25 protein-coding genes are annotated in these 19557 nt (G+C 65.1%); 14 read left to right on the forward strand and 11 right to left on the reverse strand.

Annotated features, from left to right (window positions below; all coding sequences use genetic code 11):
- The first annotated feature begins 1 nt into the window (after position 1).
- Positions 2-739: a sulfite exporter TauE/SafE family protein gene (locus tag EL388_RS12925; protein ID WP_126463796.1), complete on the forward strand. Its 738-nt coding sequence runs from the start codon at positions 2-4 to the stop codon at positions 737-739.
- On the opposite strand, the gene EL388_RS12930 is transcribed toward EL388_RS12925, so the two are convergent.
- Positions 732-1892, reverse strand: a complete 1161-nt coding sequence (locus tag EL388_RS12930) for a pyridoxal-phosphate-dependent aminotransferase family protein (protein ID WP_126463797.1) — start codon at positions 1890-1892, stop codon at positions 732-734. The two genes, EL388_RS12925 and EL388_RS12930, sit on opposite strands and share 8 nt — an antisense overlap.
- Positions 1893-1988: 96 nt before the next feature.
- Here EL388_RS12930 and EL388_RS12935 point away from each other — a divergent pair, with 96 nt between their 5' ends.
- The 4 genes from EL388_RS12935 (at position 1989) to EL388_RS12950 (ending at position 4864) form a co-directional block, all read left to right on the forward strand.
- Positions 1989-2762, forward strand: a complete 774-nt coding sequence (locus EL388_RS12935; protein WP_126463798.1) for a Rossmann-fold NAD(P)-binding domain-containing protein — start codon at positions 1989-1991, stop codon at positions 2760-2762.
- Positions 2763-2834: 72 nt separating this feature from the next.
- Complete coding sequence (locus tag EL388_RS12940) at positions 2835-3161, forward strand: hypothetical protein (protein WP_126463799.1); 327 nt, start codon at positions 2835-2837, stop codon at positions 3159-3161.
- Between the two features lie 737 nt (positions 3162-3898).
- Positions 3899-4420, forward strand: a complete 522-nt coding sequence (locus tag EL388_RS12945) for a hypothetical protein (RefSeq protein ID WP_126463800.1) — start codon at positions 3899-3901, stop codon at positions 4418-4420.
- Positions 4421-4441: 21 nt separating this feature from the next.
- Positions 4442-4864, forward strand: a complete 423-nt coding sequence (locus EL388_RS12950; RefSeq protein ID WP_126463801.1) for an HIT family protein — start codon at positions 4442-4444, stop codon at positions 4862-4864.
- On the opposite strand, the gene phoR is transcribed toward EL388_RS12950, so the two are convergent.
- The 8 genes from phoR to EL388_RS12990 form a co-directional block, all read right to left on the reverse strand.
- Positions 4809-6218, reverse strand: a complete 1410-nt coding sequence (gene phoR / locus EL388_RS12955; RefSeq protein WP_126463802.1) for a phosphate regulon sensor histidine kinase PhoR — start codon at positions 6216-6218, stop codon at positions 4809-4811. The two genes, EL388_RS12950 and phoR, sit on opposite strands and share 56 nt — an antisense overlap.
- A 45-nt stretch (positions 6219-6263) precedes the next feature.
- Entirely contained in the window at positions 6264-6950 is a 687-nt protein-coding gene (gene phoB, locus EL388_RS12960) for a phosphate regulon transcriptional regulator PhoB (RefSeq protein WP_126463803.1), read from the reverse strand.
- Positions 6951-7015: 65 nt separating this feature from the next.
- Entirely contained in the window at positions 7016-7795 is a 780-nt protein-coding gene (locus EL388_RS12965; RefSeq protein ID WP_126463804.1) for an HvfC family RiPP maturation protein, read from the reverse strand.
- Entirely contained in the window at positions 7770-8615 is an 846-nt protein-coding gene (locus tag EL388_RS12970) for an HvfB family MNIO-type RiPP peptide maturase (RefSeq protein ID WP_126463805.1), read from the reverse strand. Before EL388_RS12970 ends, EL388_RS12965 begins: the two co-directional genes overlap by 26 nt.
- A 6-nt stretch (positions 8616-8621) precedes the next feature.
- Complete coding sequence (locus tag EL388_RS12975) at positions 8622-9017, reverse strand: HvfA family oxazolone/thioamide-modified RiPP metallophore (RefSeq protein WP_126463806.1); 396 nt, start codon at positions 9015-9017, stop codon at positions 8622-8624.
- Positions 9018-9057: 40 nt separating this feature from the next.
- On the reverse strand, positions 9058-9324 hold the full coding sequence (locus EL388_RS12980; RefSeq protein WP_126463807.1) for a zf-HC2 domain-containing protein: 267 nt from the start codon (positions 9322-9324) through the stop codon (positions 9058-9060).
- Positions 9324-9938, reverse strand: coding sequence for a sigma-70 family RNA polymerase sigma factor (locus EL388_RS12985; RefSeq protein WP_232019134.1), 615 nt, complete (start codon positions 9936-9938; stop codon positions 9324-9326). Before EL388_RS12985 ends, EL388_RS12980 begins: the two co-directional genes overlap by 1 nt.
- Positions 9939-9978: 40 nt before the next feature.
- Positions 9979-10452 (reverse strand): HvfX family Cu-binding RiPP maturation protein, encoded by a 474-nt coding sequence (locus tag EL388_RS12990; protein ID WP_126463808.1) that lies wholly within the window; start codon positions 10450-10452, stop codon positions 9979-9981.
- Positions 10453-10658: 206 nt separating this feature from the next.
- On the opposite strand from EL388_RS12990, the gene EL388_RS12995 reads away from it, so the two are divergent.
- The 3 genes from EL388_RS12995 to EL388_RS13005 all read left to right on the forward strand — a co-directional run bounded on the left by EL388_RS12995 (position 10659) and on the right by EL388_RS13005 (position 13034).
- Positions 10659-11093, forward strand: coding sequence for an Hsp20/alpha crystallin family protein (locus tag EL388_RS12995; RefSeq protein WP_126463809.1), 435 nt, complete (start codon positions 10659-10661; stop codon positions 11091-11093).
- A gap of 80 nt (positions 11094-11173) precedes the next feature.
- Positions 11174-12061 (forward strand): acetylglutamate kinase, encoded by an 888-nt coding sequence (gene argB, locus EL388_RS13000; RefSeq protein ID WP_126463810.1) that lies wholly within the window; start codon positions 11174-11176, stop codon positions 12059-12061.
- 58 nt (positions 12062-12119) lie between these two features.
- A complete protein-coding gene (locus EL388_RS13005; RefSeq protein WP_126463811.1) occupies positions 12120-13034 on the forward strand; it encodes a CZB domain-containing protein in 915 nt (304 codons plus the stop codon).
- 55 nt (positions 13035-13089) lie between these two features.
- Here the strand turns inward: EL388_RS13005 and EL388_RS13010 are convergent, their stop codons facing one another.
- Entirely contained in the window at positions 13090-14151 is a 1062-nt protein-coding gene (locus EL388_RS13010) for an Sfum_1244 family protein (protein WP_126463812.1), read from the reverse strand.
- Between the two features lie 75 nt (positions 14152-14226).
- On the opposite strand from EL388_RS13010, the gene EL388_RS13015 reads away from it, so the two are divergent.
- Genes EL388_RS13015 through EL388_RS13025 form a run of 3 tightly spaced genes read left to right on the forward strand, consistent with a single transcriptional unit; the run spans position 14227 to position 16259 of the window.
- Complete coding sequence (locus EL388_RS13015; RefSeq protein ID WP_126463813.1) at positions 14227-14688, forward strand: EVE domain-containing protein; 462 nt, start codon at positions 14227-14229, stop codon at positions 14686-14688.
- Positions 14685-15479 carry a sulfite exporter TauE/SafE family protein gene (locus EL388_RS13020; protein WP_126463814.1) on the forward strand — a complete coding sequence of 265 codons (795 nt, stop codon included), beginning with the start codon at positions 14685-14687 and terminating at the stop codon, positions 15477-15479. Before EL388_RS13015 ends, EL388_RS13020 begins: the two co-directional genes overlap by 4 nt.
- Positions 15480-15524: 45 nt before the next feature.
- Positions 15525-16259 (forward strand): DUF3530 family protein, encoded by a 735-nt coding sequence (locus EL388_RS13025; protein WP_126463815.1) that lies wholly within the window; start codon positions 15525-15527, stop codon positions 16257-16259.
- 36 nt (positions 16260-16295) lie between these two features.
- Here EL388_RS13025 and EL388_RS13030 read toward each other — a convergent pair whose 3' ends face one another.
- Positions 16296-17342 carry a type IV pilus twitching motility protein PilT gene (locus EL388_RS13030; RefSeq protein WP_126463816.1) on the reverse strand — a complete coding sequence of 349 codons (1047 nt, stop codon included), beginning with the start codon at positions 17340-17342 and terminating at the stop codon, positions 16296-16298.
- A 45-nt stretch (positions 17343-17387) separates the two neighbouring features.
- Here EL388_RS13030 and EL388_RS13035 point away from each other — a divergent pair, with 45 nt between their 5' ends.
- From EL388_RS13035 to EL388_RS13045, 3 genes are read left to right on the forward strand one after another with little or no spacing between them, the layout of a single operon-like run.
- Positions 17388-18110 (forward strand): YggS family pyridoxal phosphate-dependent enzyme, encoded by a 723-nt coding sequence (locus tag EL388_RS13035; protein WP_126463817.1) that lies wholly within the window; start codon positions 17388-17390, stop codon positions 18108-18110.
- A complete protein-coding gene (gene proC, locus EL388_RS13040; protein ID WP_126463818.1) occupies positions 18107-18919 on the forward strand; it encodes a pyrroline-5-carboxylate reductase in 813 nt (270 codons plus the stop codon). Before EL388_RS13035 ends, proC begins: the two co-directional genes overlap by 4 nt.
- The gene (locus EL388_RS13045; RefSeq protein ID WP_126463819.1) at positions 18919-19494 is read left to right on the forward strand and encodes a YggT family protein; all 576 of its coding nucleotides are present in this window, start codon (positions 18919-18921) and stop codon (positions 19492-19494) included. Before proC ends, EL388_RS13045 begins: the two co-directional genes overlap by 1 nt.
- The last annotated feature ends 63 nt before the right edge of the window (positions 19495-19557 follow it).

Here is a 19557-nt window from a genome sequence, read left to right on the forward strand (position 1 = left end):
AATGTTCGAGATCGCCTTCGACCTGCATCTGCTCTACGCCGCGGCGATCATCGCCTTCGCCTATGTCGTGCGCGGCGTCGCCGGCTTCGGCTCGGGCCTGATCGCCATCCCGCTGCTGGTGCTGGACGGCGTGCCGCTGGCCAGCGCGGTGCCCATGGTGGTGCTGCTGGATTATCTGGCGAGCACCAGCCAGGGCCTGAAGAACCGTCACGCCATCGTCTGGCGCGAAATCCTGCCGCTGCTGCCGTTCACTTTGGCCGGCGTGCTCACGGCACTGTACTTGTTCAAGACGGTGGACGCCGCGCTGCTGACCCGGGTGATGGGCGCGCTGATCATCGTCTATGCGGTGTATTCCCTGCTGGCGCCGGCGCCACACCAAGGCCATAGCCGGCTCTGGGCGGCACCGGCCGGCAGCCTGGGCGGCCTGGTCGGCACCCTGTTCGGCACCGGCGGCCCCTTCTATGTGGTCTACCTGCACCTGCGCGGCCTGGACAAGACCGCGTTCCGCGCGACCTTCGCCACCATCTTCATGCTCGACGGCGCCAACCGCCTGATCGGCTATCTGGCGAGCGGGCTGTACAGCCCGCAGAACGGCCTGTTGATCGCCCTGATGCTGCCGGTAATGGCGGTCAGCCTCTACCTCGGCGGCCACATCCACCTGCGTATCGACCAAGAGTGGTTCAAACGTGGCATCAGCGTGCTGCTGGTGATCAGCGGCACGCTGCTGCTGTTCAGATGACTGCGACCGGCTGCGCCTCCACGGCCAACACGGCCTCCAGCGCCTTCAGACAATAGTCGACGTTCGCCTGCTTGGCGCTGTAGCCCATGAGGCCGATGCGCCAGATCTGGCCGGCGAGCGCGCCGAGGCCGGCGCCGATCTCCAGATTGAATTCCGTGAGCAGGCGGCCGCGGGCGGCGGCATCGTCGATGCCGGCCGGGATGGCGAGGGAGTTGAGCTGGGGCAGGCGGGCAGCCTCGGCCACCACGAACCTGAGCCCCAGCTTGGCGAGGCCGGCCTTCAGCCGCTCGTGCATGGCGCGGTGGCGCGCCCAGGCGTTCTCGATGCCCTCCTCGGCCAGCATCACCAGGGCCTCGTGCAGGCCATAGAGCGGGTTGATCGGCGCGGTGTGGTGATAGGTGCGGCGGCCCTCGCCGCTCCAGTAGCCGAGCACCAGGTTCAAATCCATGAACCAGCTTTGCACCGGCGTCTTGCGCGCCTGCACCTTGGCGATGGCGCGCTCGCTGAAGGTAACCGGCGCCAGGCCGGGGGTGCAGGACAGGCACTTCTGGCTGCCGGAATAGGCCGCGTCGATGCCCCATGCGTCGATCAGCACCGGGATGCCGCCGAGCGAGGTGACGCAGTCCATGATGGTGAGCGCGCCATGCTTGCGGGCCAGTTCGGCCAGGGCCTTGGCGTCGGACCGGGCACCGGTCGAGGTCTCGGCGTGAACGAAGGCGAGCACCTTGGCGTCGGGGTTGGCGGCGAAGGCATCGGCCACCTTGTTAAGGCTCACCGGCTCGCCCCAGGCGTCTTCCACCAGCACGGGGATGCCGCCAGTGCGCTTGACGTTTTCCACCATGCGACCGCCGAACACGCCGTTGACGCAGACGATGACCTTGTCGCCCGGCTCCACCAGATTGACGAAGCAGGTCTCCATGCCGACCGAGCCGGGACCGGAGACCGGAAAGGTCAGCTTGTTCCCAGTCTGGAAGGCATAGCGCAAGAGCTGCTTGATCTCTTCCATCATGTCGGTGAAGGCCGGGTCGAGGTGGCCGATGGTCGGCCGGGCCATGGCATCGAGGATGCGCTGGGGCACATCGGAGGGCCCCGGTCCCATCAGGGTGCGGCGCGGCGGCTGGAACGACTTGATGGCAGGTGCGGTAAACGGCATGAGGCTACTCCCGAAATGAATGCCGATGATTCTACTAGGCTTGAGCAAAGGGTCGGAAGCGGCCTTACAATCGCCTCATTGCACAAGGGGATCGCCATGGACAAGAGCATCGTTCTCATCGGCCTGGGCCAGCTCGGCCGGGTCTTCGCCGGCGGCTTATTGCGCACCGGCCACACCGTCGTGCCGGTCAACCGTGGCGACGACATGGACATCGTCGCCGCCAAATGGCCCGAACCAGCACTGGTCCTGGTCGCTGTGGCCGAGGCCGATCTGCACAGCGTACTCACCAACCTGCCGCCGACTTGGAAAAGCCGCATCGGCCTGTTGCAGAACGAACTGCTGCCGCGCGACTGGATCGGCCACAAGCTGGTCGAGCCCACGGTCATCTCGGTCTGGTTCGAAAAGAAAACGGGCATGGACGCCAAGGCCCTGTTGCCCTCGCCCGCCTTCGGCCCGGCCGCCGGCCGTCTGGTCACGGCCCTGGGCGCCCTCGATCTGCCCGCCCGCACCCTGGCCGACGCCGCCGCCCTGGAGTGGGAACTGGTGCGCAAGAACCTCTATATCCTCACCAGCAACATCGCCGGCCTGGTGGTTGGCGGCGATGTCGGTGGCCTCTGGAACCAACATCGTGACCTGGCCGAGGCCGTTGCCGCCGATGTGCTCGACATCCAAGACTGGCTGACCGGCCGCGAGCAGGACCGGCTCAAGCTCATGCAGGGCCTGCTTGAAGCCTTCAACGCCGACCCCCTGCACGCCTGCGCCGGCCGCACCGCGCCGGCCCGCCTGAAACGGGCCTTGCAGCACGCCGACCAGGCGGGTCTGGCCGTGCCGACCCTGAGAAGGATCGCCGCGGAAAAGGGCAACGCCTAGCGCCACGCCGCCTCGGTGCGGCGCAGCCCCTGTGCTAGAAAGAAACATCCACCACGCACAAGGGAGTCCATCATGATCCGGCATCTGGCAAGGCAGTTGTTCGTCATCTTCGCCCTCAGCCTCGGCTTCGCCAGCCTCCCCGCCCTGGCCGACAACGCCAAGGCCCAACTCGAAACCCCGAAGGTGATGCTGCGCATCTCCGCCGACGGCAAGGCCATCGTCGACGAGTCCGGCAAAGAAGTTGCCCGCTTCAACAAGGACGTCAAGGTCAATCCCATGATGAATGTCAGCGACCGCCTACCGGGATGCATGCGCTGCCAACCCGAATGCGTGGTTTATGAGGGGGAGCGGTGCGTGAAGTGGATTCGGTCTTGCACTTGGGATTTTGATTGCAAGTAGCCGATGTCATGCGGGGTTCGTACACCGCATGAGTTGGGCCGTGCAATTTAGGCAGACAAAGAGGTGCACGTTGTGTCTACGGCCGGGGGCGCCCGGCAGCGCGTCACTTTCTTTGCTCGTGCAAAGAAAAGTAACCAAAGAAAGCACGCCCCGCTTCCGCCGAAACCCCGGCGCCGCTGCCGCCACGCAGGCGGCGAAAGAACTCGCTTCGCTCAGACAGCTTTCGCCGGCCTTCGGCTTCCCTGCCTGACGCCATCGTCACCGGCGGCGTCAGAGGGGACATTAAAATCAAAACAAAAAACCTAAAGACCAAAGACAGAGGGTCGGCGCACCGCGCCGACCCTCTCTCAAAACAAACGGCATTCCCGCTCGCGGGAATTCAGCACGTTAGTTGACTCACCCCTCCCCTCTGAGCCGCCGATCTTGAGCCAAATGATTGGGGGATGTCGGCGAGTACTGTCTGAGCCCGAAGGGCGAGTTACGCAGCCGCCCAATCATTTGGCTCAAGATCGGGGAGCCGAAGGCCGGCGAAGCGGGGCGTGCTTTCTTTGGCTACTTTCTTTGCACGAGCAAAGAAAGTATGCCCGCTGCCGGGCGGCCCCGGCCGAAGGCCAGACGTGAACACAAAGCTCCCCTTCCCCGCGGACCAATTATTTGGAACCGTTTTTGAGTTGCGCGTCTCGACAGATTGCGTTTCACTCTAACTAGACAGCTTATTTGTTTAGAGCGTAACGGCCATGGATACAGATTGTGGAATTGACTGGGCAACTATCGCCGACATTGCTACAGCAGTTATTGCGCTGTGTGCATTTGGCATCACTTGGTGGCAAACATCTGTGGCAAGGCGCCATAACAGGCTATCAGTCACACCACACCTAACAACATGGTCGCATTCAGACGACAATGCCAGTCGATATCAAATTGATCTCATCAATAATGGAATTGGACCGGCCTTAATTAAATTATTCTTTGTTCAAGTCGACGGGCAAACGATTAGCGGCGAAGCTGGAGAACCACTACTCAAAGCCATCAAAATCCTATTTCCCCAATACAACTACCATTCTCATGTGTCTTATGTGGCAAATGGATACATGATGTCGGAAAAGGAAAACCGGCCTTTAGTGGTGTTGCAGTTCATTGGTGAGCACTTGCCGAAGCCAGAAGAAGTAGAGCATGCAACCAAGAGAGCGCGCTTGATTATTAAATATCAATCAATTTATGGCGACGAATACTGTCTCGACACAGAGACCTCAAAATAAGACCTTCACTCGTACATATCTATGCCCATTTGCCCCCTCTGCACCAAAGAAAACCAAGACCTCCTCTGGCAAGACCCCTTCTGCCGAGTCATCCTCGTCAACGACCCCGCCTACCCCGGCTTCTGCCGGGTCATCCTCAACGCCCACATCAAAGAAATGACCGACCTGCCCGAACAGGATCGGCAGCGCTTGATGGACGTGGTGTTCACGGTGGAGTCAGCGGTAAGAGAGGTGATGCAGCCCGACAAGATCAACCTCGCCAGTCTGGGCAATATGGTGCCGCATGTGCACTGGCATGTGATTCCGCGCTTTGCCGACGACAAGCACTTTCCGGAGGCGATCTGGGCGCAGGCCCAACGCGCAGGCAAGCCGCGTGGGGACACGACAATCAGGCCGCGTTTGATTGCGGCGCTGTCTCGACGCCTGCCTGCAGCGGCGGGATGACCCGCTCGGGCGGGAAGCAGGCGGTGAAGGTGCTGCCCTTGCCCACCGTACTGTCGATGCGCAGGCGGGCCTGGTGCCGTTGCAGGGTGTGCTTGACGATAGCCAGCCCGAGCCCGGTGCCGCCGGTGGCGCGCGAGCGGCCGCGGTCGACCCGGTAGAAGCGTTCGGTCAGGCGCGGGATGTGCTGCGGCTCGATGCCTTCGCCGCTGTCGGTGACCGAGAACTCGGCGCCGCCTTCTTCCCGCTCGCGCCAGCGGATGGCGATGCGGCCGCCTTCCGGGGTGTAGCGCACGGCATTGCTGACCAGGTTGGTCAGGGCGCTGTATAGCTCGTGTTCGCTGCCGAGCAGCCAGACGCGGCAGTCGGCCTCCAGAGTGATGTCGTGCCGGCCGTGGCTGAGCGAACATGCCTCTTCCAGCAGGCGCCGGCAGAGGGCGGGCACGTCGACCGGGGCGTCGCGCACGTCGTTGTCGCTTTCCAGTCGGGCCAGGGTGAGCAGGTCGTCGACCAGGCGGCGGATGCGCTCGGACTGCTCGCGCAGCAGAGCGACGTGCTGCTTGAACTGGGCCGGGTCGGGTTTTTCCATCTCGGCGAAAGTTTCCAGGAAGCCGACGATGACGGTGATCGGCGTGCGCAGCTCGTGCGAGACGTTGGCCACGAAGTCGCGGCGCATGGCCTCGACCCGGTCGATCTCGGTGATGTCGTGGGCGAGCAGCATCTTCTGCTCGTGCGACAGCGGCACCATGCGCAGGCTCAGGGTCTTTTCCTTGGCCGCCGGTGCGGGCAGGGTCAGCGGCTGGGTGTAGTGGCTGCGGCCGCCCGCTGACGCGGGCTTCACGTCGGCTGCGCCGACATGGGCCTCCGCCGAAACTTCGTTTTCCTCGCCCAACAGCCACTCGTTGAACCGGGAACTACGCAACAAATAAGTGATGAACTGTCCGAAGTCGCGCTCCGGCCGCAGGGCCAGCATGGCCTGGGCCGCCTCGTTGAACCACTGGATGCGGTTCTGGGTGTCGAGGATGATCACGCCGTCGGGCAGCAGGCGGGTCGCCTCCTGCATCTGGTCGAGTTCGGCGCTGACCCGGTGTTCGGTGTCCAGGTGGCTGCGCATCAGCTTGTCCAGGCGATAGAAGGTCTCGCCCCAAAGGCCTTCGGAGCTGGGCAGCGTGCGGCCGGGCTTGAGCAGCCAGGCGAACAGGCGGGAGTGCTGGTAGAGGTGGACCAGCAGCAGACCGGCCAGCCCAAGGCAGACCGCGATCCAGCCGCCGACCCGGCCGAAGATGGCGCCGATCAGCAGAGCGAACAGGGCGAGCAGGGCCGCGAAAACCAGCGGGCGCCACCAGAAGGCGAGCATGTTCGGCTTTTCGAACCTGGATGCTTTGGGAACCAGGATTCTATGTCAGCTGGCCGACAGCCGGTAGCCGGCGCCGCGCACGGTCTGGATCAGGCCATCGTGGCCGGTCGGCTCCAGGGCACTGCGCAGGCGGCGGATGTGGACGTCGACCGTGCGTTCCTCGACGAAGACGTGGTCGCCCCAGACCTGGTCGAGCAGCTGGGTGCGGGAATAGACCCGCTCGGGGTGGGTCATGAAGAAATGGAGCAGGCGGAATTCGGTGGGGCCGAGATCGATCGCCCGCTCGCGACCGAACACCCGGTGGCTGGCCGGATCGAGCCTGAGGCCGGCGATCTCGACCGCATCTTCGGTCATCTGTGGCGCCCGCCTGCGCAGCACGGCCTTGATTCGGGCCATCAGCTCCTTGGGGCTGAACGGCTTGGTGATGTAGTCGTCGGCCCCGGTCTCCAGGCCCTTCACCTTGTCGGCCTCCTCGGCCCGGGCGGTGAGCATGATGATGGGGATGTCCTTCAACCGGCCGTCGCCGCGGATACGCCGGGCCAGATCGACGCCGGCCATGCCCGGCAGCATCCAGTCGAGCAGGATCAGGTCGGGCAGGGCGCCGCGCATGGCCTGCAGGGCCTCTTCGCTGTCGCTGGCGACCTGGACCTTGTGACCGTGCTGGCCCAGGTTAAATTTGAGCAGTTCCTGGATGCCCGGTTCGTCTTCGACGACAAGAATGCTGGCAGACATGCGTCCCCCTGTTTGATCGTTGGGGGAATGGTATGACGATTTCGTGAAGTTTTTGTGACGCCGGCTCAAGCGCGGGTGCCGAGGATGGCGCCCATCGCCCGCAAATCGACCAGGGCCTGTCGCCCGGAGCCGATCATGGCCGCCCGGTCGACCTGGTCCCACTCGGCGGCCAGCCGCTCGATAGCGGCCTGCCCGGTCAGCCCGGCATCCGCCAACAACAGCTGCAGCAGGCGCGCCGTCGCGGCATTGATCGCGCTGAAGCGCACCTCGAATTCCGGCGTGCGCCAGGCAAGCAGGAAGGTCGGCAGTGCCGGCGCGGCCTTCGGCTTGAACCGCGGCCCGATGCGGTGCACCGGATAGCGATAGGCCAGCGCCTGCAGCACCGGATTGACCAGCGGCCGCCCGGCCAAAAGATCGCCATCGGGCGCACAGGCCGGCATCGCCTCGTCGCGGTTGGACGTGGCCAGTTCCAGCTCCACCCATTCGTAATGGGCCAGCTCCGGCAGGAACTCGGGCACGTCGTCCGGCCGCTGCCAGGTATCCTGCAAGTACTTCAGGAACTCGTCGGGGATCTGGCGGAAGAAGGGGGTGTGGCTGCGATGCTCGCGGAAGAAGCCGCGCGTCAGTCGGTTCCACTTGCGCTGGCCGAGCACGGCCCGGCAGACCGGGAAACAGGCGAGCAGGAAACCCTCGACGTTGTTGTAGAGCAGCTCGCTGTAGACCCGCATGCGCCGTGCCGGCACGCCCTTGGGCCTGGGCGCGCCCTTCGGGTCGCGGATGTGGCCGGTGAAGGCCCTTTGGAAATCCTGGAAGTCCATGTCAGGCGACGGCGGCTGTCTTGGCATGCCGGGCCTGCAAGGCGGCGATGCGCCCGACCTCGGCCACCAGCTCGGCCAGCGGCGGGATGTTGAAGTCGCGTTCGAGCAGAGTCGGCGCCACCCCGAACAGCGCATAGGCGGTATCGAGCAGTTGCCAGACCGGCTCGATCACCTCGGCGCCGTGGGTGTCGATGATGAGGTCGGGCGCCTGCTGGTAATGGCCGGCCATGTGCAGGTAGACGATGCGCTCGGCCGGCATGGCGCGCAGGAATTGAACCGGGTCGAAGCCGTGGTTCACGCTGTTGACGTAGACGTTGTTCACGTCAAGGTGCAGGTCGCAGTCGGCCTCGGCCAGCACGGCACGGATGAACTCGACCTCGCTCATCTCGGCGATGGGTGCGGCCACGTAGTAGGAGGCGTTCTCCACCGCAATGCGCCGCTCCAGGATGTCCTGGGTGCGACGGATGCGGCCGGCGACGTAACGCACCGCCGCCTCGGTGAAGGGGATGGGCAAGAGGTCGTAGAGATGGCCGTCGTCCGAGCAGTAGGACAGGTGCTCGGTGTAAAGATCGATCTTGTGCGTGGCCATCAAGGCCTTGATCTTTTTCAGCAACACTTCGTCCAGCGGCGCCGGGCCGCCCAGGGAGAGCGACAGGCCGTGGCAGACGAAGGGGTGGCGCTCGGTGAAGCGGCGCAGGTCGCGGGCATAGGCACCGCCCAGATCGATCCAGTTTTCCGGCGCGATCTCGAAGAAATCGATGGCGGACGGCACCCCGGCCTTCAGGGCGGGGATGAGTTCCCGCCGAAAACCGAGGCCGGCACCTTGCAAGGTCCGCTTAGCCGTCATGCCGCGTTACTTCTTGCTGCCGCACTTGCCCTCTTGGGCCTTGGCGCCGCTGCCGCACTTGCCTTCGGCGGCCTTGGCCTTGGTCTTCGCCTTGGGCTGGTTGCCGCACATGCCTTCGCCGCACTTGCCTTCCATGCCCTTGCCCATGGTCTTGGCGCCGCAGTTGCCTTCCTTGGCCTTGGTCTGGCCGGCGCATTTCCCCTCGGCGGCCTTTTCGGTGGTGGTCTTGCCCTGCGCGGCCTTTCTGGCGTCGCCCTGGGCTTTGCCGGACTCGGCCACCATGTAGCCGCCTTTCAGGGGCTGGGTGGAAAACACGCTTTCGGCCGAGGTCGGGGCAGCCGCCATGCTGGCGGCGATCGCGCTGCCCAGGGCCAGGGTCAGGGTGGTTTGCTTGGTTTTCATCAAATGCTCCTCTCTTCGTTGCTGGGTGAAAAAACACGCTTCAATGACGACAACCTTCATGCCGGCAGGCCTCGATCGCCTTCTGGATGCGCTCGCGCGCGGCCTCGGGCAGTTCGGCGCCGGTCAACGGACTGGGATCGGCTTCCAGCTTCTGCGCCAGCCAGCCGAAAAAGGCGACCTGGCGCTGATACCGCCGGCACTGCTCGCAGACCCACAGGTGCAGGCGCACGCCCCAGCGCTCGGACCAACTCAGACGGCGGTCCCGCGCTTGCGACACCAGCAGACTGACCTCCTTGCAACTGAGCATCACGCCCCCTCCGCCCCAGCCCAGTTTCGCTCAAGGCAACGCCTCAGGCTCATCCGGCTGCGGTACAGCATCGTCCATAGATTGGTCGGCGTGATATCGAGTTCCTGACAAACTTTTGCACTGTCAGCGCCGACCACCTCGCGCAACATGAACAATTGGGCCAGCCGACGGGGCATGGCCGACAGGCAGGCCTCCAGTACCTGCCAGAAGCGCTTGCTCTCGAAGGCCGCCGCCGGATCGCCCCATTCGGCAACGAGTTGGGCCCAGTGCCCGGTCTGGTCGAAACCGGCCTCGAACTCGCCATAGGGGTTGTCCGGCTCGATGTTGTCCAGGGGTTTTTCCCGGCTGTCGCGGCGCACGATGTCGACGATCTTGTGCTTGAGGATGCCGGTGAGCCAGGTGCGCTCGCTGGCCTGGCCGGCGAAACCGGCCTGCGCCTGCCAGGCGGCGAGCAGGCAATCCTGCACGGCATCCTCGGCCAGACGCTCGTCGCGCAAGGTGGCCAGGGCATAGCGAAACAGGTAGGTACCATAACGTTCCAGCCAGAGATCGGGCTCCAGTCGATGGCCGCGGTTCATGCACTCCCTGTCGATTCGGCTTAGTGTGGGCTGCATGGTAGCAAGCATGGCGGAGCCTGTTGAGTCCCCACGCCGCTCAGCATTGTCGGCATGACGACAGATGCGTCCTGAGCCAGTGGTCGAGGCTGAGCCGGCCCGCGCCGCCGAACAGCAGGGGCAGGAGCATGATGAGGTAGATCAGCGGCAACTTCCAGCCGTTGTCGCAGACGTTGTAGCCCAGACCGGCATGGACGCTGGCCCAGGCCACGCCGGTCAGCACGATAAGGGCCAGGCTGCCCAGGCGTGTAGCCAGGCCCAGCACCAGCAGTGCGGCGGCGATGAGTTCGGTCCAAGTGGCGAGCTGCCAACTCCATTCGGCCGGCAGGAGATTGAACGGGAAGGGGAAGGCGTCCTGGATGTCGGCAAACCAGTTCTCGCCCCTCAGCTTGCCCCTGCCCGCCTGCCAGAACTCCCAGGCCAGCAGCAGGCGCAGCCCGAGCAGGGCCAAAGGCTGGCCATAACGCTCCAGCGCAGCGACGAGAAGAAATACTGTATGAATCAGTCCGGCCATTACACGCCCCTCGATCGAAATTTCCCATCAGTCGGCACTGGCAGCCGATCCTGACAGGGGCGCGACAGATGAGGGCTTTCCTTTGAAAATTAATCAATTAAATCGATGGCCGGCTCCCTTGAATCCGGTCCGGCCTGACCCATATTGAAGGCATGGAGGTCGGCTTTCCGACCGGTTTCAACCCTTGATTCACGGAGGTAAACAAAATGGCCAACATCGTCCGACGCGATCCCTTCGCCATCGACGACCTGTTCGATGACCTGATGCGCGGTTTCTTCGTCCGCCCCATGCATTACCCGTCCGAGGTGCAGGCCCTGGGCCATGTCAAGATCGACGTCAAGGAGGACGACAAGTCATACACCGTGCATGCCGACCTGCCCGGCGTGAAGAAGGAGGACATCCACGTCAACATCGAGGGCAACACCGTGGCCATCAACGCCGAGGTCAAACGCGAGTCCGAGCAGAAGGAGGGTGAAAAAGTCCTCCACAGCGAGCGCTACTACGGCAAGGTATATCGCAGCTTCACCCTGGGCCACGACATCGACGAGGCCGCGGCCAAGGCGAAATTCGAGAATGGCGTGCTCGACCTCACCCTGCCCAAGAAGACGACCGGTGCGGCCAAGCGACTGACCATCGATTGAGTCGGCACAAGCAAGCCCAAGGGCGGCCCAGGCCGCCCTTTTTGTTTGTAAAATCAGGGCCATGTTCATTGGAGCTCGACATGTCCGTTTCCCAACTCTCTCCCGCCGACAAGGCCAAGATCATCGCCGAGGCCCTGCCCTACATCCAGCGCTTCTGGGACAAGACCGTTGTCATCAAGTACGGTGGCAACGCCATGACCGACCCGGTGCTCAAGGCTGCCTTCGCCCGGGACGTGGTGCTCTTGAAGCTGGTCGGACTCAACCCGGTGGTGGTGCACGGCGGCGGCCCGCAGATCGAGGACATGCTCAAGCGGGTGGGCAAGAAGGGCGAGTTCGTCCAGGGCATGCGGGTGACCGACGCCGAGACCATGGCAGTGGTGGAGATGGTGCTCGGCGGCCAGGTCAACAAGGAGATCGTCAACCTGATCAACCAGGCGGGCGGCAAGGCGGTGGGCCTGACCGGCAAGGACGGCGGCTTCATCCGGGCCAGGAAGTTGATGATGGCATCGAAGGAGAAGGCCGGCGACCTGATCGACATCGGCCAGGTCGGCGACATCATCGGCATCGATCCCTCGCTCATCGCCTTCCTCGACTCCGGCGACTTCATCCCGGTCATCGCCCCCATCGGCGTCGGCGAGGCGGGTGAGACCTACAACATCAATGCCGACGTGGTGGCGGGCAAGCTGGCCGAGGTGCTCAAGGCCGAAAAACTGGTGCTGCTGACCAACACCCCGGGCGTGCTGGACAAGAATGGCAAGCTGCTGACCGGCCTGACCCCGAAAAAGATCGACGAACTGGTGGCCGACGGCACCCTTTCGGGCGGCATGCTGCCCAAGATCGGCTCGGCGCTGGACGCGGCCAGGAGCGGGGTCAAGGCGGTGCACATCATCGACGGCCGGGTCGAGCACGCCCTGCTGCTGGAGATCATGACCGACCAGGGGGTGGGCACGCTGATCAAGTCGGCCTGAGCGGCCGGGCGGATCGCCACGCCCGCAAACAACTGGTTGATAAACGAGGAGAACAGACATGATCAATGTCCGTGTGCAGGAGCTCGAGGCGATTGCGGAGACCTTGAACAAGGAACTGCAGGCCCACGAAAACTGGCGTGACCAGATTCAACGCACCCTGGTCTGCCGGTTGACCCCCTCGCCTGCCGACCTGGCCGAAGATGCCCACCGCCATTGTGAATTCGGCAAATGGTTCTACAGCAGCCAGAACGCCGCGCTGCGGGAACTGCCCATCTTCAAGAACATCGAGAACCTGCACCAGGGCATGCACGACGAGGCGCGCGCCCTGTGCACCATCATCAAGAACAACTGGGTGATCACGCCCAAGGAGTACGACCCCTTCCTGCGGGCGACACAACAGTTCCGCGAGGAACTGCACTCGATGCGCGGCCGGGTGTTCGAGACCCTGCGCAAGATCGATGCCCTGACCGGGGTGTTCTGCGGCACCGAGCTGGGGCCGGACCTGGAGGCAATCGCGCGGCAGCAGGAGGAGCGCGGCAAGCCCTGCAGCATCCTGCGCCTGCAGTTCGACCTGCACGAGATCAACCAGCGCCATGGCTGGGAAACCGGCGACCATGTACTCAGCACCTGCCTGGGCCGGATCAAGGCCGCGCTGGCCGACCAGGACCGGATCTACCGCCACACCGGGGCCGATTTCATCGTCTGCCTGCCGGGCAAATCAACGGGCCATGTCGAGCAGATCAAGGACATCTTGTTCCACACCATCAAGGAGGCGGTGGAACATGCCCTGCTCATCCGCAACGCGGTGGCGGACAAACCGGCCGCCGAGGGAGGCGGCGCAACCGAGGGAGGCGGCGCAACCGCGCAGACCCTGCGGCTCAACTACGCCATTCAGGAACTCAAGGCCGGGGCGGACATCGAGGCCCTGCTCAAGCAGGCCGAATTCACCGCCCACGACATCGAGCTCTCCTAGGAGCCTGTCGGACTTAATCCCCCATGGGGTGTTAAGTCCGACAGGCTCCTAGGGTCTATTGCGCCTCGCGCGGGGCCAGCCGCGCCTCGATCTCCGGCCCCACCTCATCGCCCCGTTCCCGATACCACTGCAAGATCTGCTGTGCCATGTCGCCCCAGCGCGCCAGCCCCAGCCGGGCGGCCTGCCTGAGCGGGGCCAGGTCGCCGTTCGCCAGCCACTGCCGGTAGGCCGCCGGCAACTCGGGAAACAGCTTGCGCCGCATGCCGACCAGGTTGGCGAAGTAGAAATGGATGGCGGCCGGCTCGGCCCGCTCGATCAGGCCGGGCAGGGTGGACAGGCAATCGGCGTAGAGGTCGCGCACGGCGCGGGCGACGATCTCGGAGCGACTGCGCATGACCGTGGCCAGCAACAGCGGCCATTCCGGGCCCAGGGCGTGGTCGGCCCGGGCCTCGCCCAGCTCGTGCAGGATCACCGACTCGACCTCGGTTCGGGTCATGGCATCGAGCGCCGCCTCGCTGTCCTGCTCGAAGGGATAGCAGCCGATGGCCCGGCCCATGGCCTCGTTGCGCTTGTTCCAGCGCCATTCCTCGTAGCGTTCCCAGAGCCAGCGTTTCAGGGCCTCGGTGCGGACGAAGATGGTCTCGTCCAGCATCATGCCGGGCGGGGCGTCGAGGTCGCGCGCGTATTCGCAGGCGGCGACATAGACGTCGAAGCCCTCGCGCCGCTCCTGGCGCTCGAGCCGGCCGAGGAAGAAATGCGGCTTGCACTGGCGGCCGTAGCCGCCGGAATAGACCAGGCCGCGCGGGGTGAGCTCGCGGTTGACCGCCCGCACCTCGAACGGGTCGATGCCGCCGGCCAGGGGCAGCGGCTCGAAAGATGCGGTCTCGATGTCGTCCCAGAGCAGACCGCGCGCGTTCATCCAGTCGCCCACCTCGCCCTTGGGCATGTCCTGCGTCAGCGGGATGTCGTGCTCCCAGCGGTAGAGCTCGCGCATCTTGAGCAGGAAGGTGCACAGGGTGAGGTCGCCGGCGAACTGGGCATCGGAGATGTGGCAATTTTTTTGCACGGCGCTGACAAGCGCGCCAAAATTCCACTCCGCCACCTTGGATTCGGCCATAGCTAGACTCCGGTCCTCATATCCGACTAAATTACTCGGAATTATAGCCCCCACGATTTCAATATAGGAACCGCTATGCGTTATTGGCTGATGAAGTCCGAACCCTCCGAATACAGCATCGACGACCTGGCCCGCGATGGCAGCGTGCCCTGGTTCGGCGTGCGCAACTACCAGGCGCGCAACTTCATGCGCGATCAGATGCGGGTGGGCGACGGCGTGCTGTTCTACCACTCCTCCTGCGCCGAGCCGGGCATCGCCGGCCTGGCCGAGGTGGCCACCCCGGCCTACCCGGACGCAACCCAGTTCGACCCCAAGGCCAAGTATTACGATGCCAAGGCCACGGTCGACTCGCCGCGCTGGTTCAACGTCGACGTCAAGATCAAAAAGAAGACCCGGCTGCTGCCGCTGTCGGAGATTCGCGGCTATCCGGAGCTGGCCAATATGCGCATATTGGCCCGCGGCAACCGGCTGTCGATCACACCGGTCGATCCGGCTGAGTGGCGCTTCATACTGAAAACCTTGGGAGAGAAGGCTTGAGCTTCCTCGCCCTTTATCTCGGCATCGGCCTGATCGCCGGCTTCATCGCCGGCCTGCTCGGGGTCGGCGGCGGCCTGGTCCTGGTGCCGGTGCTGTCCTGGGTCTACGCCCATCAGGGCTTCCCGGCCGCCTACAACATCCACCTGGCGCTGGGCACCTCGCTCGCCACCATCGTGCTCACCTCGATCGCAAGCCTCAAGGCCCACCACGGCCACGGTGCGGTGCGCTGGGAGATCGTGCGCCGGATCACGCCCGGCATCGTCGTGGGCACCCTGGCCGGGGCCCTCGCCGCCGCCTGGCTGCCCGATTTCGGCCTGCGCGTGTTCTTCACGCTCTTTCTGTTCTACGCCGCCACGCAGATGCTGTTCGGCTTCAAGCCCAAGGCCCACCGGCAACTGCCGGGCTGGCCCGGCATGACCCTGGCCGGCGCGGTGATCGGCATGGTCTCGAGCTGGGTCGGCATCGGCGGCGGCACCCTGTCGGTGCCGTTCATGACCTGGTGCAATGTGCGCTTCCAGGAGGCCATCGGCACCTCGAGCGCGATCGGCTTTCCCATCGCCGTGTCGGGTGCCGTCGGCTACGCTCTGTCGGGGCAGGCCGCCCATGGCCTGCCCGAATGGAGCCTGGGCTTCATCTACCTGCCGGCACTAGCCGCCATCGCCGCCATGAGCATGCTCAGCGCCCCCTGGGGCGCCCGCCTGACCCACCGCCTGCCGGTGGCGAAGCTCAAGCGCATCTTCGCCGGCATGCTCTACCTTCTGGCCGTACGGATGGCCTATAGCCTGTTCTGACCTGGCCCGCAGAATTTTGCAAAACCGACAACGAGGAGAACCGCCATGCGTCTGATCACCCTGCTGTTCACCCTGTTCCTAGGCCTGCCTGCCGCCGCCGGCCAGAGCGACTACGCGCGCGAGAAGAAGTGGGCCGACGAGATCCTGCCCGCCGTGCTGGTCGGCGACCCGGTCTGGCTGGAAGGGCCCAACCGGCACAAATTCCTCGGCCTCTATGCCGAAGCGGGCAACCCCAAGGCCGCAGTGATCATCGTCCACGGCATCGGTGTCCACCCCGACCACGGCCTGATCAGCCCCCTGCGCCAGCAGCTGGCCGAACAGGGCTACACCACCCTGTCGCTGCAGATGCCCATCCTTCAGGCCGACGCCAAGAATGATGCCTATCCGCCGCTGTTCGACGAGGCGGCCCAGCGCCTGGACCAGGCCGCCGCCTTTTTAAAGCAAAAGGGTTACCGGAAGATCGCCCTGGTCTCGCACAGCCTGGGCTGCCGCATGAGCTACCGCTATCTCAGCACCCGGCCGGATGCCCCGATCGCCGCCTGGGTGGCGATCGGCAACTCCTCGCTGGACGACTACGGCAAGCTGAAGCTGCCGGTGTTCGATCTGTACGGCCAGAACGACCTGCCGGCCGTGGTCGAGAATGCACCCAGGCGTGCGGCCATGCTCAAGGGCCGCGCCGGTGCCGTGCAGCGGCAGGTGCCGGGCGCCAATCACTTCTTCGAGGGCTTGGATGCGAACCTGGTCGAGGCCGTGCGCGGCTATCTCGACCAGGCGCTGTAAAGGGGAAACCCGGCGGGCCGGCCGGGCCGGCCCGGTTCAGCGGGCGGGGATCAGGTCCTTGTTCACCGCGTAGGGCCGCGCCTCTTCCGAATCCACCAGATTGCGCTTGACCAGGTCGACCAGGCACTGGTCGAGGGTCTGCATGCCGACCGCCTGGCCGGTCTGGATCGAGGAATACATCTGGGCGATCTTGTTCTCGCGGATCAGGTTGCGGATGGCCGGGGTGCCGATCATGATCTCGTGCGCCGCCACCCGGCCGCTGCCGTCCTTCTTCTTGAGCAGGCTCTGCGAAATCACCGCCTTGAGCGATTCCGACAGCATGGCGCGGACCATGTCCTTCTCCGCCGCCGGGAAGACGTCGACGATCCGGTCCACCGTCTTGGCCGCCGAGCTGGTGTGCAGGGTGCCGAACACCAGGTGACCGGTCTCGGCCGCGGTCAGCGCCAGACGGATGGTCTCCAGGTCGCGCATCTCGCCGACCAGGATCACGTCCGGGTCTTCCCGCAGGGCCGAGCGCAGCGCCTCATCGAAGCCCTTGGTGTGCGGGCCGACCTCGCGCTGGTTGATCAGGCACTTCTTGCTCTGGTGGACGAATTCGATCGGGTCCTCGATGGTGAGGATGTGGCCGAACATGTTGTCGTTGATGTAGTCGACCATCGCCGCCAGGGTGGTCGACTTGCCCGAGCCGGTCGGCCCGGTCACCAGCACGATGCCGCGCGGCTGATTGGAGATGTCCTTGAAGATCTCCGGCGCGCCGAGTTCTTCCAGGGTCAGCACCTTGGACGGAATGGTCCGGAACACCGCGCCGGCGCCGCGGTTCTGGTTGAAGGCGTTGACCCGGAAGCGAGCGACGTTGGGCAGCTCGAAGGAGAAGTCGGTCTCCAGGTGCTCTTCGTAGGCCTTGCGCTGCCCGTCGTTCATGATGTCATAGATCATGGCGCGGACTTCGTTGTTGTCCATGGCCGGCAGGTTGATGCGGCGGATATCGCCGTGCACCCGGATCATCGGCGGCAGGCCAGAAGACAGGTGCAAGTCGGAGGCCTTGTTCTTGACCACGAAGGTCAGCAGGTCGCTGATATCCATTACAATCTCCCTGTTTATCGCGGTTTCCAGAGGGTGCGAAGCATTATGGGCGCAATTGCAAAGGCCATGCAAGACGTGCGCCAGCGCATTGCCGCGGCCGTTGCGACAGCGCAGCGCGCACCCGACAGCGTGCGCCTGCTCGCCGTGAGCAAGACCTTCCCGGCCGCTGCGGTGATCGAGGCCCATCAAGCAGGGCAGACCGCCTTCGGCGAATCCTATGTGCAGGAAGCGGTGGCAAAGATCGCGGAAGTCAGCGCCGCGCTGGGTGCCCACACCGCCTTGGAATGGCACTTCATCGGCCCGATCCAAAGCAACAAGACCCGGCCCATCGCCGAGCAATTCGACTGGGTGCACAGCGTCGACCGCCTGAAGATCGCCGAGCGCCTGGCCGCCGCCCGACCCGCCGGCCGACCGCCGCTCAACGTCTGCCTGCAGGTCAATATCGGCGACGAGGCGAGCAAGGGCGGCGTCGCGCCGGATGAGGCCATCGCCCTCGCCCACCGGATCGCCGCCCTGCCCGGGCTCTGGCTGCGCGGCCTGATGGCGATTCCGCGGCCGACGACCGATGTCGCCGAGCAGCGCGCGCAGTTCCGGCAATTGCGCGAATTGTTCGACCGGGCCCGGGCCGAGGGCCTGGCGCTCGATACCCTGTCCATGGGCATGTCCGACGACCTCGAGGCGGCTATCATGGAAGGCTCAACCCTGGTGCGCGTGGGCAGCGCCATCTTCGGTGCCCGCGCCAAGAAGACAACAGAAGGAAAGACATGAAACTCGCATTCATCGGCGGCGGCAACATGGCCGCGGCCTTGATCGGCGGCATGGTCAAACAGGGCATCGCCGCCCGCGATATCGAGGTGGCCGAGATCAGCCCCGAGCGCTGCGCCTGGCTCAAACAGCAGTTCGGCGTCACGGCCGGCGAGCGCATCGCCGACCTCAAGGCCGCCGATGTCATCGTGCTCGCGGTGAAGCCGCAGCAGATGCGCGAGGTGCTGCGCGGCCTGCCGGCGCCCCGGCTGACCCAGCTGATGCTGTCGATCGCCGCCGGCATCCGGGCCAAGGACATCTCCCGCTGGCTCGGCGGCCACCCGGCCGTGGTCCGCGCCATGCCCAACACGCCCTCCCTGGTCGGCGCCGGCATCGCCGGCCTCTACGCCCTGCCCGACGTGACCCGCGCCCAGCGCGCGGCCGCCCAGCAGGTGATGGAGGCGGTGGGCACCGCGGTCTGGGTCGACACCGAGGCCCAGATCGACGCGGTCACCGCCATCTCCGGCAGCGGCCCGGCCTATGTCTTCTATTTCATCGAGGCCCTGGAAGAGGCGGCGGTCGAGCTCGGCCTCAACCCGCTGGCGGCCCGGCGCCTGGTGCTGCACACCTTCAACGGCGCCGCCCGTCTGGCCATGAGCGAGACGGTGAGCCCGGCCGAACTGCGCGCCCGGGTCACCTCCAAGGGCGGCACCACCGAACAGGGCCTCTTGGCCCTGGATCAGGGCGCGGTGCGCCAGGCCATCGTGCGCGCGGCCCAGGCCGCCGCGGCGCGCGCCCATGAGATGGGCGAGTTGTTCGGGCAGGATCAATGATGATTGTCGACATCCTGCAATTCCTGCTGCGCGTGCTGCTGGGCCTCGCCGCCTCGGCCTTCTGGCTGCGCTTCTACATGCAGTGGGCACGGGTGCCCTTCCACAACCCCTTCGCCCAGTTCATCGTCAAGGTCACCGATTTCGCCGTGCGCCCGCTGCGCCGGGTGATCCCCGGCCTGTTCGGCCTCGACTGGGCCAGCCTGCTCTTGTGCTATCTCACCGAGCTGCTGCTCAGCGTCGGCCTGCATTGGCTGGACAGCTATCCCTTCGCCGCGGCCGGCTGGCAGGTGGCGCCGGGCTTCCTGCTGCATGGCCTGGCCATGCTGCTCAGCCTGGCGCTCTATATCCTGCTCGGCCTGGTCTTCCTGTCGGCTATCCTGAGCTGGGTCAATCCCTACTCGCCGATCGCCCCGGTGTTCTACGCCCTGGCCCGGCCGATCCTCGCCCCCTTGCAACGGGTGATCCCGACCATCGCCAACATCGACGTCAGCCCGATCGCCGCCTTCATCGTCATCCAGTTGCTGCTGATCGTGGTAACCGGCCTGGAGCGTTACGCCCTCGGCCTGATCTGGTGACGGTCATGCCGCTTTGCGACATGACCCCCTCTCTCCTAGCTCTCCCCCGCCAGCGGGGGAGAG

Origin of the sequence: Sulfuritortus calidifontis, assembly GCF_003967275.1 — a bacterium.
Classification (GTDB): Bacteria; Pseudomonadota; Gammaproteobacteria; order Burkholderiales; family Thiobacillaceae; genus Sulfuritortus; species Sulfuritortus calidifontis.